Here is a 13,544-nt window from a genome sequence, read left to right as displayed (position 1 = left end):
CATCTCGGGCAAGCGCGTGAGCGCGCGGCAGCCGTCGGTGCTGCCGCGCCCTCGGATGCGGTGGCTGGCTAGGCGGCGGGTCGCTGGATGGTGCGTCGCCGAGTGGTCGGGATCGGTGTCTGTTCCGTGTCGACCCATCTCGGCGGAATGAGATGGGGCATGCCGCCTTGCATGGTCAGCTTCCACGGTGATTTGTGCAGGTGGGAGTGATGGAAGTGGCAGAGCAGAACGCCGTTGTCGATGTCGGTGCGGCCGGGCGGATGATCGTCCGAGACCCACTCGTTTGCATGATGTGTCTCGCAGTATGAGGGCGGTCGGTCGCAGCTGGGCCACACGCACCCGCCATCCCTCGCCGCGAGTGCCCGGTTCTGCGCTGGGGTGAAGAGGCGCTTGGTCTTGCCGTGGTAGAGCACCTCGCCCTTGTCGCCGAACAGGGTGGTGGCGGTGGGGGAGGTGCACCGCAGCTGTTCGACGGTGGAGGCGGGGATGGGCTGGTCGAGGCCGTCGATCCACCCGACTCCGCGGCCCTTCTCGAGGTCGTCGAGGGTCATGTGCACGTTGACGGTGGCGATGGCGCCGTTGATGCGCGGCATGTCGTCGGCACCTGCGGCGCGGGCGATGAGTTCGGTCACCGTGTCGGCGTTCTTCTGCGCTTGCGTGCGGCCATCCGCGGTCGCGTACTCGTCTCCGTCGACGAATCGCGGTCCGGTCACGCGCGGGCTCTGCAACGCTCGGATGCTGGCATGCCAGATCCCGCCCTGCTCGGGGGTGAGCGCGAACTTCCCCCGGTACATCCCATCCGGGGCCAGCGCGATGGTCAGTGACCGCTGCATCTGCAGCACCTCGTCACGGGGTTCGGCACCGTCGGGGTCGATCACCTCGCGGAGGTGGATGGCGGCCCGGAAGGTCTCGTCGGCGGTGAGTCGGCACGAGATGGTCTGGTCGACGAGGGTCTCCTCGGCGAGGCTCACAACCTCGGGGGAGCATCCACGGTCGGCGAGCACCCCACACTGCTTCACGATCGCCGACGCCGCCTCGACCCCGAGAACGCCCTCATCGAGAACACGGGCGACCACCCGGAACGGCGCCGGCCCTTCGCCACCACCGAGCAGCATCGCACCCCGCAGTTTGCGTCCGAGGTCGAGCCGCGCCTTGCACGCCCGCGCCGACGCCCCGGTGACCTTCGCGACCAGCGCGACCGGGCTGGTGAAGTTCTGCGACCGGCTGAGCCCCTCGTCGCCGAGCTCGGTGCGTGACCTCACCGCGACCTCGCCAGCGGTGAGCACGCCCCCGGCCGACGCCAGCCGTGCAACCGCCTCGAAGTCGGCCATCAACTCCAGCAGCGCCTCGTCGGAAAGCCCCGCCAGCCTGCTGCGCGCCGCACCCAGAACGCCTTGAAGATCGCTGGCGATCTCCTTGAGCGAGACGTCGATTTCCATGCTGAGATTCTATCAGAAAAGCCTGATGAAAGCTCGTTAAATGGGGAGGTTCCACCCTCCCTGCGGCGGCCGGATCGCACTTGTCGACGGGGCGCAGGGAGGGTGAGGCGGGCTACTTCGCAGCCAGGGCCGTGAGGTAGGTCTCGAGGGGCTGGGTGGCGTGACCGATGAGGCGCGCGAGGTCGCCCGAGGTCTCGCCGAGCAGCCCGTCGCGGATGTTGCCGTCGAGGGCGACCACGAAACCGGCCGTGCCGTCGTCGAGGCCCGCGTCCTTGAGTGCCGCGAGGTGCTCCTCGGGCGAGACGGACCGGTAGACGACCGAACGACCACTCGCCGCCGAGGCTGCCGCGGCGAAGTCGTCGCCCGTCCAGGCCACGTCGCCCGAGAGCTCGTAGACGGCGCCGAGGTGGCCGTCCTCCGTGAGCACGGCGGCGATCGCCTCCGCGTAGTCGGTGCGCGGTGCACTGGCGACCCGGCCGTCGCCGGTGCTCGCGAGGTAGACGCCCGACTGCACGGCCTGGGCGTAGGAGCCGTCGTAGTTCTCGTGGTACCAGCCGTTGCGGAGCACCGTGGCGGGCACGCCCGAGGCGGCGATGGCCTCCTCGGTCGCCTTGTGCTCGGGGGCCAGGATGAGCGTGGTGTCGGTGGCCTTCGGCGCGCTCGTGTAGACGAGCTGGGCCACGCCGGCCCGGGCGGCCGCGTCGATGGCGTTCTGGTGCTGGGCGGCGCGCTGCCCGACCTCGCTGCTGGAGACGAGCACGAACTTCTCGGCGCCGGCGAGAGCTGCGTCGAGGGTCGCGGGGTCGGTGAAGTCGATCACGGCGGTGCGCACACCGGTGGCCTCGGCGAGGGCGGCGAGCTTCTCGGGCGTGCGGCCGGCGGCCACGATGTCGGAGGCGGCGACGCCGCGGGCGAGCAGGTGCTCGACGGTGAGGCGGCCGAGGTGGCCGGTGGCTCCGGAGACGACGATGGTCATGATGATCCTTTCGGGGCCCCGCTCGGGGCCGTTGTCCTGAGGGTGAACTGCGTCCCCCCGAGGATACTTCCCGGATCGCTGTACCCACTTACCGGTAAGTACCCTAGAGTGGCAAGATGGCCGACAGCATCTGGGACGAGATCCACTCCGACACCCCGTCGATCCCGGGCAACCCGTTCGCCTCCGGCTGCCTCAGCCGGGTCGTGCTCGATCACGTCACCAGCAAGTGGGGCGTGCTCGTGCTGGCCGCCCTCGCCAGTGAGCCCATGCGCTGGGGGCAGCTGCACCGCTATGTCGAGGGCATCAGCGAGAAGATGCTCGCCCAGACGCTCCGTCAGCTCGAGAGCGACGGCTTCGTGCTGCGGCAGTCGGCGGGCACGGTGCCGCCCCGCGTCGACTACAGCCTCACGCCACTCGGCGACGAGCTCGCCGCACTCCTCATCCCGCTGGTGCGCTGGGTGGGCGACAACGTGCAGCGCACCTCCCTCGCGCAGGGCCTCGCCGAGACGGCATAGCGCCAGCACGGCCGGCGCGACCACCTGCTCCGGCCCGGCCCGAGCCCCGCCTCAGTGCTCCCCGAGGTACTCGTTCAGCCGCGCTGTCAGCTCCCGGTCGACCGCCTTGGCGACGCCGTCGAGCTCGACCACCGGCACGGCGCGACGGATGCTCGACACCAGCCACAGCGCGTCAGCCCTCCCCAGCTCGCTGCTGCGCAGTCGCACCGACCCGGTCTCGTAGCCGAGCTCCTCGAGCAGAGCGAAGGCCCGGCGCTGCGTCGTGCCGGGCAGGATGCCGAGCTCCGCCGACGGGGTCGTGAACCGGTCGCCCTCCCGCAGCAGCACGCTCGCGGTCGGCGCCTCGAGCACGAAGCCGTCGGAGCTGGTGAAGATCACGTCGTGGGCACCCCGCCGCTTCGCCTCGCGGATGGCGGCCGTGTTGACCGCGTACGACAGCGTCTTCGCGCCCTGCAGCAGCCACGGCGAGGTGGCGGCGACGTCGTGCCGGTAGCCGCGGTCGAGCGTCACCACGCGCACGCCCTCGACCCGCTCGCGGCTGAAGTCGCGGCCGGGCTGCGCGAGGATCCAGCCCGTCGGGGCGTCCTGCCCCTCGATGCCGCGGGTCAGCACGAGCTTCACCGCGAGCAGCTCGACGGGCGGATGCGCGGCCACCGCCGCATCGAAGGCCGCCCGCCACACCTCCCGGTTCGGTTCGGGCAGATCGAGCAGCTTCGCCGAGGCCGCGAAGCGGTCGAGGTGGGCGTCGATCGCCGGGGCCGCTCCTTCCGCGACCATCACGGTCTCGAACACCCCGTCGCCGCGCGTGGCACCGAGGTCGAGCACGCTGAGGTGGGGGAGGGCGGGATCGGCCTGGGAGAACGGGGCAGGACGCGCATCCGTCGACCCCTCGGACTCGTCGTCGAGGGGCCGGGTGACCAGAATGAGTACAGGGACGGACACGCCTTCAGTGTGCTCCGCATTCCCGGCCGTGAAAGCGGAACTCGCCGTGAAGGGGTAGACCGGAGCAATGGCTCACACCAGTCAGACAGAGATCGAACGCAAGTACGCCGTCGAGGGCGAGCGGGCCCTGCCGTCGCTCGACGGGATCGGGCAGACGGCCGGCGTCGCCGAGGTCACGACGCTCGAGCCGTTCACCCTCGTGGCGGTCTACTTCGACACGGCCGAGCATGCGCTGGCCCGGGCGCGGATCGCCCTGCGGCGGAGGGAGGGCGGGCACGACGCGGGCTGGCACGTGAAGCTGCCGGCCGCGGAGGGCCGCACCGAGCTGCAGTGGCCGCTCGGCTCGGGTGACCCGTCCGAGGTGCCGGACGAGGTCGCCGACACCGTGCGGGTGCACGTGCGCGACCACGGGCTCACCCCGCTGGCGCGGATCGTCACCATCCGTCATGTCACCGAGCTGCGCGACGCCGAGGGCGGGCTGGTGGCCGAGATCGCCGACGACACGGTGCAGGCGACGGATGCTCGGCAGGGCACGGCCCGCGTCTGGCACGAGTGGGAGGCCGAACTCGGCCCCGCCGGGCCCGCCACCGCCGCCGGGCGCGCGACGCTGCTCGACGAGATCGAGCGGCACCTGCTCGCGGCCGGAGCCACCGTCTCGCCGAGCGTCTCGAAGCTCGCGCAGGCGCTGGGGCGCACCGGGCTCGGATCGGACGAACCGGCACAGTCGTCCTCATCCGCGGCCGCGAAGCCCACGGCGGCCGACGTGGTGCGCGCGGGAGTCGCCGAGCTCGTGCAGCGGCTCGTCGAGCTCGACCCGGCGGTCAGGCGCGACGACGAGGACGCTGTGCACCGCTTCCGCACGACGGTGCGGCGCCTCCGCAACGTGCTCGCCATCCATCGGGGACTGTTCGACGACGCGGTCGTGGCGGGGCTCCGCGACCGGCTCTCCCGGCTCGGCGCGGTGCTCGGTGAGGTGCGCGACCTCGAGGTGCGGGCGGACTGGGCCGCCCACGAGCTGGACGCCTTCGCCCGGGAGCGCGGCATCGACGACCCGGATGCGGTGCGCCGGCTGGTCGAGGACACCCGGGCCGAGCACGCGGAGGCGCACCAGCGCCTCGTGCGGGTGCTCGGGCAGGGGCCCTACTTCCGACTGCTGGAGGACCTGGAGGAGTTCGCCGGCGTCGGGGCGGGCGCGGACGCGAGCGGCGCGGATGGCGCCGTCGGAAGGGCCGCGACCACCTCGCCGAAGAAGGAGGCGAAGAAGGCCGTGAAGCGCACCGGTCGCCGGGCGCTCATCAGAGCCGCGCGCATCCGGGAGGCGCTGCCGGTGCCGAGCGACGGCGCCGGCGACCGCGACTCCGACGCCGACGGCCCCGAGCTGGTCGCCGAGGCCGAGGCGATCGGGGCCCTGCACGACTCGCGCAAGGCCGCCCGCCGGCTGCGTCACGCCGCCGAGTTCTCGACCGACGGCGCCGCGGCCGTGCTCGGCTCCTCGGTCGCTACCGTCGGCGAGTCGGCCGAAGACCTGCAGGACGCCCTCGGCCGGCACCGCGACGCCTCGCTCTTCGCCGAGTTCGTGCTGCTCACCTCGCGCCGGGCCGAGGCGGCGGGGGAGGGCTCGTTCACCTACGGCGTGCTCTATCAGCGTTCGCTCGACCAGGCCCGGCAGGCCCTCGACGCGGCTGATGCCGCCCGCAAGGCGCTCCGCCGCCTGCTCTGAGGATGACGCCCCGCCGGCGCAGCCCGGCCGGCGGGGCGCTCGACCGGCGGCGGAAGGAGAGCGCTCTCCTCCCCGCTAGGATTCTCACGCCATGAACTCGCGCCGTCACGACATCCAGGGCCTTCGCGCCCTCGCCGTGATCGCGGTCATCCTCGACCACGTGATCGGCTGGCCGCTCGGCGGTTTCGCCGGTGTCGACGTGTTCTTCGTCATCTCGGGCTTCCTCATCACCGGCCTCCTGCTGCGCGACGCCGCGGCCGGCACGCTGTCGCTCCGCCGGTTCTACGCGAAGCGGATGCGCCGCATCGCCCCCGCCGCGGTCACCGTGCTCGTCGTCACCACGGCGCTCGCGTGGCTCCTGTTCAATCAGCCCCGCTTCTGGTCGACCGCGTGGGACGCGGTCTCGGCCCTGTTCTTCGTCTCGAACTGGCGCTTCGCCGCCCAGGGCACCGACTACTTCCGGCAGGGCGACGCGGTCTCGCCGCTGCAGCACTTCTGGTCGCTCTCGGTCGAGGAGCAGTTCTACCTCGTCTGGCCCGTGCTCGTCGTGCTGCTCGTCGCCCTGATCGGCCGCCGCGTCTCGGCGAAGGCCGGTGCCGGGGAGGACGGTGAGGCGGCGGCGACCGGGGACGCTGCGGCACGCGCATCCGCTCGCCCGGTGCAGCGGCAGCGATGGGTGCTCGGGATCGTGCTGGCGCTGCTCGCGGCGGCGTCGTTCGCCGTGGCGCTCTGGCAGAGCACCGCGAACCCGACGGTCGCGTACTTCTCGACCCTGACGCGGGTCTGGGAGCTCGCCTTCGGCGGGCTGCTCGCGGTGTCCGCGCCGCTGTTCGCGCGCCTGCCCACGGCGGTGCGCGCAGTGCTCGGCTGGCTGGGCCTCGCCGGCATCGTCGCGTCGCTGCTGCTCGTCGACTCGACGATGGCGTTCCCGGGGCCGTGGGCTGCGCCTGCCGTGATCGCCACCGCGGCCGTCATCGTGGCGGGCATCGGCGGCCGGCAGCGCTGGCTGTTCCCGCTCGAGAACCCCGTCAGCGGATTCCTCGGCGACATCTCCTACTCGCTCTACCTCTGGCACTTCCCGGTGCTCGTGTTCGTGCTGCTGCTCGTGCCCGAGCAGTCGCTCGCCGTCACGATCGCGGTGCTCGGGCTGACGCTCGCGGTGTCGCTCGTGGCCTACTTCCTGATCGAGCAGCCGCTGCACCGCTCGCCCTGGCTGCGGGGGCGCGAGCTGCTCGAGAAGCCGCAGGCGGCTGAGCCCGAGCCCGAGCCCGTGCGCGCGCCCGAGCCCGAGCCGGTGCAGCAGGGTCCGGATGCGCGGACGCCCGATCCCGTCGAGCCGACCACCACGACGCCCGAACCGGCACCCGCCCCCGCCCCGGTGCCGCCCCGCTCCGCGACAGCCGCCGGTCGCGCGGGTTCCCCGGTGTCCGACCGCGTCCGCGCCCGGGCCCTGGCCGCGGAGGCGGAACGGGCGAGGCTGCGCGCCGAGCTGGCCGCGTCGACCTCCGCACCCGCGGCCACTCCGGCGCGAGTCGCGGCGAAGTCGTCGGCAGCGTCCGGCACCGACCGGGAGGGTGGCGCCCTCGAGAGTGGGACCGAGGGCGAGCGCGCCCGCCTCCGCGACGCGCGCCGCACCGCGTGGCAGGGCTGGCGCGAGCGCTTCAGCGGGCAGTTCCTCGGCGCCGGCCTCGGGGTGGTCGTGATCGTCGTGGTGGTCGCTGTGACCGTTCAGCTCTCGGTCAAGGGGGAGGGGCCGCTCGCCCTCGCGGTGCCGAGCGGCGTTCCCGCGGCGGGGCTGGGCGGGGACGCGCATCCGGAACCGGGCGCCACCGACGGTGGCCAGACCGACGTCGGCGCCGACCCCGCCGCCCCGGTCAACCCCGAGGACGAGCTGCAGGCCGAGCTCTGGAACGCCGCCTCGGCCACCGAGTGGCCCTCGAACCTCTCGCCCTCGATGGACGCCGCCATCTCGGAGACCTCCAGCCGCAACCCCGCCAAGGGCTGCTTCGACCTCGGCGGTACCCCCGACTTCGGGCGCTGCACCTGGGGGAGCGGCGACGCGCCGAACCACATGTACCTCGTCGGCGACTCGACGGCGCTGGCCTACGCGCCGGCGTTCCGCGAGATCGCCGACCGCAGCGGTGGCCAGTGGAAGGTCACGACCGTGGGCCTCTACGGCTGCCGCTTCACCGACGTGCTGGTGCAGAACGACGGCGACGGCGTGATGGACTCGTGCCCGCAGCGGAAGGCCGACGTCGCCGCCCAGATCGCCGCCGACGCCCCGCAGCTCGTGGTCGTGTCGAACGCCTACGCCCTCGGCAACGCGGCCGACCGGCAGCCGCTCACCGTCGCCCAGCTGGTGGGCTCGACCATCTCGCTGGCGTCGCGCTTCGACACCCCGGGGCACGTCGTCTACCTCGCGCCGCCGCCGCTCGGGGCGAACCTCGGCGCCTGCTACTCGCCCGTGAAGAGCCCCCAGGACTGCACGGCCGGCGTCGACGGCACCTGGTACGACTTCCAGAAGTCCTTCGAGGCGGGGGTCGCGGCAGAGGGCACCGGCGACCACGTCGTCAGCTCGCTCGGCTTCACCTGCGCCCAGGGCTTCTGCCCGGCCTTCGCGGGCACCGTCCCGACGCGCTACGACCAGGTGCACATGACGCCCGAGTACGCGGTGCGGGTGGCCGAGTCGATCCGCTGGGAGCTGGCCGCCCAGGGCGTCATGTAGCTCACCGGATGCGCGGCCGGGTCAGGCGGCGGCGATGCGGCGTTCGGCCTCGAGGCGCAGGCGGCGGAGCCGCCGGTAGGTGCCCGCGAGGGTCGAGACGAGGATCGCCGCCATCACGATCGAGATGCTCGATCCCAGCAGCACGGCGAGGGTGCCCTCGTCGGCGACCTCCGGCTGGGCGGCGAACGCGAGCTCGTTCATCAGCAGCGACACGGTGAAGCCGACGCCGCCGAGAGCCCCCGCGGCGAGCAGCCCGTGCAGGGTGAGGTGCGGTCGCTTCTCACGCGGCCCGACGAAGCTCGACAGCCATCCGCCGAGGCTGATGCCGATCAGCTTGCCCACCGGCAGCGCGATCAGGATGCCCCAGAACGGCGCAGCCAGCTCGCTCGGCGCGACCTGGGGGATCGCGACGAGGGCCGCCGAGAACGCGAACAGCGGCAGGATCGCCCCGTTCGTGACCGGCTCGAGGTGGTGCCGGAGCTTCATGGCGGGCTTCCGCACCATGGCGAGGCCGAGGGCGACACCGGCGATCGTGGCGTGCACGCCCGACAGGTAGACGAGCGACCACGTCAGGGCGGCGGTGACGACCATGGCGGCGGCCACGAGCATCCGGAACCTGGTGCCCAGCAGCCGGCTCAGCAGACCGAACACCACGACACCGACCGCACCCAGGACGATCAGCAGCAGGTTCGGGTCGGCGGTGAAGAAGACCGCGATGATCAGGATCGCGACGATGTCGTCGAGGATCGCCAGGGCGAGGATGAAGATGCGGAGCCGCGACGGGATGCCCTTGCCGAACACGGCCAGCACCCCGAGCGCGAAGGCGATGTCGGTGGCGGTGGGGATCGGCCAGCCGCCCTCGTAGCCCGAGCCGGCGGTGATCAGGAGGAAGATCAGGGCCGGCACGATCACGCCGCCGAGCGCCGCGATCGCCGGGCGCACCGCCTTGGAGACGGAGTTCAACTGACCGACCGCGAACTCGTTCTTCAGCTCGACGGCCACGACGAAGAAGAAGATCGCGAGGAGGCCGTCGCTGATCCAGTGGCCGACGGAGAGGTCGAGGGGTGTGCCCGGGATGGCGAAGTGGGCGTCCTGCACCTCCATCAGCGCGGGGCCGATCGGCGTGTTCGCGGCGATCAGGCCGAGCGCGGCGGCGATCAGGAGGAGGAACGCGGCGACGCGCTCGGAGCGGATGACGGCCATGCGGTGTCCTTGCTGCCACGGGTGGTGGCTCGGTGGGGCATCGAGAGCGGTCGTTCGACCGCCCGCCGACCAGACTTCCCGGCACACCAGCAGCCAGTCTACCGAAGCCGGTCGGGGCGGGGATCCGTCGTTCACCCGCGCTGTCTAAGATGTCGCTACCGACCCCGAGGAGCTCCATCGTGACCGACGCCCGCCCCGCCGTGCTGTTCGTCTGCGTGCACAACGCGGGCCGCTCCCAGATGGCCGCCGGGTACCTGCGGGCCCTCGCCGGTGACCGCATCGACGTGTTCTCGGCCGGCAGCGAGCCGGGCGACGCCGTCAACCCCGCGGCCGTCGCCGTGATGGCCGAGGAGGGCATCGACCTCGCGGGGGCCGTGCCGCAGATCCTCACGACCGATGCCGTGCGGCAGGCCGACGTCGTCATCACGATGGGCTGCGGTGACGCCTGCCCGATCTTCCCCGGCAAGCGGTACGAGGACTGGGAGCTCACCGATCCCGCCGGGCAGCCGATCTCGGTCGTGAGGGACGTGCGCGACGACATCCGCGGGCGGGTCGAGGGGCTCATCGCGAGCCTCGTCTGAGGCCTGCCGCCTCGGCACGGCTCTCCCAGGATCGTGCGACGGGGCTGCCCTACGCTGGTTCCCTGTGACGAGCGACGTGCTGCCGCCCCGCACCCGGGCCCCCCGATCCCGAACCGCGCTCCGCGGTCTCGTCGTCGGCGCCGTGCTCGGGGTGGCGCTGCTCGTGCTCCGGGCCGTCTCGGCGACGTGGGGGGCGGATGCTCTTCCCGACCGCCTCCGCGATTTCGTCACCCTCTCGGTGAGCGTCGTGATCGAGTCGCTGCCGTTCGTGTTCCTCGGCATCCTGATCTCGGTCGTGGTGCGGTTCTGGGTGCCCGACCAGGTCATCCACCGCATCATGCCCCGGAACCCGGCGCTCCGGCGCGTGGTGATCTCGCTCGTCGGCGTGCTGCTGCCGGTGTGCGAGTGCGGCAACGTGCCGCTCGCCCGCGGCTTCATGATGAAGGGCTTCAGCGTGCCGGAGGCGATGACGTTCCTGCTCGCGGCGCCCATCCTGAACCCGGTCACCATCGTCACGACCTACCAGGCCTTCGGCTGGAACGACGGCATCCTGATCGGGCGCATCGCCGGCGGCTTCGTGATCGCGAACCTGGTCGGCTGGCTGTTCAGCCGGCACCCGCGGCCCGAGCTGCTGCTGACGCCCGCGTTCGAGGAGGCCTGCCGCATCGGCGACGGCGACCACGAACACGAGCACGGACGGGCCGGGCAGCTGGCGAAGCTGCGGCGCGGGGTCGTCGCGTTCGCCGACGAGACGTCCACCATGCTGCCCGCGCTGATCGTCGGCTCGGCGATCGCGGGTGCCATCCAGGTCGGGCTCTCGCGCGACGTGCTCACGGCGCTCGGCAGCAACCCGATCTGGTCGGTGCTCGCCCTGATGCTGCTGGCGTTCGTGATCGCGATCTGCTCCAACGTCGACGCCTTCTTCATCCTCGCCTTCGGCTCGACCTTCCTGCCGGGCGGGGTGGTCGCGTTCCTCGTGTTCGGGGCGATGGTCGACGTGAAGATGATCACGCTGCTGCGCACCACCTTCACCACCGGCGCCCTCGTGCGGCTCGTCGCCGTGGTGGCCCTCGCCTCCCTCGCCCTCGGATTCGGAGTGAACCTTCTTGCGTGACCGACTGCTCACCCGCTGGCGCGGCATCCTCCTCTCGCTCGTCGGGATCGTCGCCATCATCTGGCTCGCCGTGACCGGCCAGCTGGGTCTGTACATCCACCCGCGCTACTACGAGTTCACGGTGATCATGGCGGTGCTCGCGGGGGTCGTGGTGCTGGCGGCCTTCGCGATCGTGCCGACGGCGCCGGCGAGCGACCACGACCATGTCGACGCCGACCATGGCGGGCACGACGGCCATGATTCCTCCGACCTCGGAGCCGCCGTGCCGCCGCGTCCTCTCCGCCGCCGCGATACCGTCTGGGCCGTCGCCGCCGGCGTCGTGATCGCCGCGACCGTCGGCGCCCTCTTGATCGTTCCGCCGTCGACCCTCACCACCGCCACCGTCGATCAGCGCGACCTGAACGCCTCCGCCGCCGTCACCGACACGAGCGCGACCGAGACCCTCGTCGGCAGCGACACCGCCGCCTTCACCATCAAGGACTGGGCCTCGCTCCTGCGTCAGGGCGCCGGCGAGGACTACTTCGCCGGCAAGTCCGCCACCCTCACCGGCTTCGTCACCCCCGATCCCACCGACCCCGACGACGTCTTCTACGTCGCCCGCTTCGTCGTCACCTGCTGCGCGGTCGACGCCCAGCCCGTCGGCGTGCCCGTCTACCTGCCGGGATGGCAGGACAGCTACGCGGTCGACACGTGGGTCGAGGCATCCGGAACCTTCGGCACCAACCCCAGCACCTCGAGCAGCCAGCCCATCGTCTTCGAGCCGGCCGACATCACCCCCGTCGACCAGCCTGCCGAGCCCTACGTCTACTGATGGCCCGCCGCCTGATGGCCCGTGCTCGGGCCGCCTCCGCCCCCTCGCACGAGCGCGCCGAACGCTCCCAGCTGCGCCGCTTCCGCCGCACCAGCGCCGTCACCCTCGTGGTGCTCGCCCTGGCGGCGGCCGGCCTCGGCACCGCAGCCGTGCTGCGCGGTCCGACCCTGCAGGCCGGCTCGGTCAATCCCGCCGCCACCATCACCCGCCCTGACCAGAAGCTCGTACTGCACGCCGACCAGCCGCTCGAGGCGGTCGACGCCTCGCAGGTGACGGTGACTCCGGCAGCACCCTTCACCCTCGACTCCTCGGGCGCCGACGTGACGCTCACGTTCGGGGCGGTCCTCGACTACGCCACCGACTACGCGGTGCGGGTCGACGGGGTGACCGGTGACGGCACCGGCCTCACCGGCACCATCGACTACTCCTTCCGCACCCCCGACATCGACGTCTACAGCCTGCTCCGGCGCGGCGGGGCGGCGGCCGGGGCCGACAAGCCCGACGACCAGATCCTGCGGTCGAGCCTCGCGTCGGGCGCGGATTCGTCGACCGACGTGGTGCTCGAGGCCCCGCGCATCCAGCAGTACGCCGTCGCCGGAGACGCCCTCGCGGTCATCCTCCTCGACGCCGAGGGCGGCAGCACGCTCGCGGTCGCCCAGGCCGGGGCGACGCCGGCGACCGTGTTCACGCCGACGGGCTCGCGCATCCAGAACCTGCACGCCTCGGCGACGGCCGGCCTGTTCGGCTACACGGTGAACGGGGGTCAGGATGCGCAGGGCCGCGTCTACCAGAACGCCCTGTTCACCTTCGACCCCCTCGACGCCTCCGGGCGCCCGAAAGAGGTGACCGGCTTCGACGGCTCGCCGCTGCGCGTGGTCGACTGGCAGTTCGTGCCGGGAAGCTCGGCGCTCGTCGCCCAGAGCACCGACCAGCAGCTCTACCTCATCGAACCGCTCGGCAGCGGCGGGCCCACCCCGCTCGGCCGGCACGTCGAGATGCGCGACTTCCTCGCGGGCGGGCTGAAGCTCGTGGTCGCCGATCCGGCGGGCACGTCCACGATCGACCTCGCCGACGGCACCGTCGAGCCGCTCGACCAGGCGGTTCCGGATGCGGATCCCGCCCTCTACCCGGGCGCCATCGCCACCCTCCCGAACGGCGCCACGGTGCGCCAGTACGACGCGGTCGACTACTCGTCGGGATCGGCGGCGCAGTCGTCGGTGATCCTCTACGCCGATGCGGCGGGGACGGGCGAGCTCTACCGTCCCGCGGCGGCCGGCTCGCGCATCCGGAGCTTCTGTCTCTCGCCGAACGGGCAGTACTTGGCGGTGGAGACGATCGCGGGCGGCGCGGTCGGGGACGGGTACGCGCTGCCGGGCTATTCGGAGATGACGACGTACTTCGTCGAGGTCACGAGCGGCGCCGTGGAGCGCGGGGTGCCGGGGTTCCAGCCGGACTGGTGCGGCTAGGGTCTCCGTCGCCGCACGTCGTTCATCTCCGGTCAACCCGGGCACGCGATGA

Annotated in this window: 11 protein-coding genes; 7 read left to right on the top strand and 4 right to left on the bottom strand. The window is 72.3% G+C overall.

Features of this window, described 5'->3' with window-relative positions:
* Positions 1 to 68 precede the first annotated feature (68 nt).
* Both BJ984_RS14865 and BJ984_RS14860 read right to left on the bottom strand, forming a co-directional pair.
* A complete protein-coding gene (locus BJ984_RS14865; protein WP_179548660.1) occupies positions 69 to 1,439 on the bottom strand; it encodes an HNH endonuclease signature motif containing protein in 1,371 nt (456 codons plus the stop codon).
* Positions 1,440 to 1,551: 112 nt separating this feature from the next.
* The gene (locus tag BJ984_RS14860; protein WP_179548659.1) at positions 1,552 to 2,415 is read right to left on the bottom strand and encodes an SDR family oxidoreductase; all 864 of its coding nucleotides are present in this window, start codon (positions 2,413 to 2,415) and stop codon (positions 1,552 to 1,554) included.
* Positions 2,416 to 2,531: 116 nt separating this feature from the next.
* Here BJ984_RS14860 and BJ984_RS14855 point away from each other — a divergent pair, with 116 nt between their 5' ends.
* The gene (locus BJ984_RS14855; protein WP_173181376.1) at positions 2,532 to 2,930 is read left to right on the top strand and encodes a winged helix-turn-helix transcriptional regulator; all 399 of its coding nucleotides are present in this window, start codon (positions 2,532 to 2,534) and stop codon (positions 2,928 to 2,930) included.
* A gap of 51 nt (positions 2,931 to 2,981) precedes the next feature.
* Here BJ984_RS14855 and BJ984_RS14850 read toward each other — a convergent pair whose 3' ends face one another.
* Positions 2,982 to 3,872, bottom strand: a complete 891-nt coding sequence (locus tag BJ984_RS14850; protein ID WP_271206544.1) for an aminodeoxychorismate lyase — start codon at positions 3,870 to 3,872, stop codon at positions 2,982 to 2,984.
* Between the two features lie 67 nt (positions 3,873 to 3,939).
* Between BJ984_RS14850 and BJ984_RS14845 the strand changes: the two genes are divergently transcribed.
* Positions 3,940 to 5,592 (top strand): CYTH and CHAD domain-containing protein, encoded by a 1,653-nt coding sequence (locus BJ984_RS14845; protein WP_179548658.1) that lies wholly within the window; start codon positions 3,940 to 3,942, stop codon positions 5,590 to 5,592.
* A 91-nt stretch (positions 5,593 to 5,683) separates the two neighbouring features.
* On the top strand, positions 5,684 to 8,317 hold the full coding sequence (locus tag BJ984_RS18965) for an acyltransferase family protein (RefSeq protein WP_179548657.1): 2,634 nt from the start codon (positions 5,684 to 5,686) through the stop codon (positions 8,315 to 8,317).
* 21 nt (positions 8,318 to 8,338) lie between these two features.
* Here BJ984_RS18965 and BJ984_RS14835 read toward each other — a convergent pair whose 3' ends face one another.
* Positions 8,339 to 9,520, bottom strand: a complete 1,182-nt coding sequence (locus BJ984_RS14835) for a Na+/H+ antiporter NhaA (protein ID WP_179548656.1) — start codon at positions 9,518 to 9,520, stop codon at positions 8,339 to 8,341.
* A gap of 149 nt (positions 9,521 to 9,669) precedes the next feature.
* Between BJ984_RS14835 and BJ984_RS14830 the strand changes: the two genes are divergently transcribed.
* From BJ984_RS14830 to BJ984_RS14815, 4 genes are all read left to right on the top strand, one after another.
* A complete protein-coding gene (locus BJ984_RS14830; RefSeq protein WP_179548655.1) occupies positions 9,670 to 10,101 on the top strand; it encodes an arsenate reductase ArsC in 432 nt (143 codons plus the stop codon).
* A gap of 64 nt (positions 10,102 to 10,165) precedes the next feature.
* A complete protein-coding gene (locus BJ984_RS14825; RefSeq protein ID WP_271206545.1) occupies positions 10,166 to 11,215 on the top strand; it encodes a permease in 1,050 nt (349 codons plus the stop codon).
* Positions 11,208 to 12,026: a TIGR03943 family putative permease subunit gene (locus BJ984_RS14820; protein ID WP_246306473.1), complete on the top strand. Its 819-nt coding sequence runs from the start codon at positions 11,208 to 11,210 to the stop codon at positions 12,024 to 12,026. The genes BJ984_RS14825 and BJ984_RS14820 overlap by 8 nt, the downstream gene beginning before the upstream one ends.
* On the top strand, positions 12,026 to 13,492 hold the full coding sequence (locus tag BJ984_RS14815) for a hypothetical protein (RefSeq protein WP_179548654.1): 1,467 nt from the start codon (positions 12,026 to 12,028) through the stop codon (positions 13,490 to 13,492). The genes BJ984_RS14820 and BJ984_RS14815 overlap by 1 nt, the downstream gene beginning before the upstream one ends.
* Positions 13,493 to 13,544: the final 52 nt, after the last annotated feature.

The sequence above is a fragment of the Herbiconiux flava genome (assembly GCF_013409865.1).
Taxonomy (GTDB): domain Bacteria; phylum Actinomycetota; class Actinomycetes; order Actinomycetales; family Microbacteriaceae; genus Herbiconiux; species Herbiconiux flava.
The sequence above is the reverse complement of the archived record's forward strand: the minus strand, read 5'-3'. Positions and strand labels throughout refer to the sequence as shown.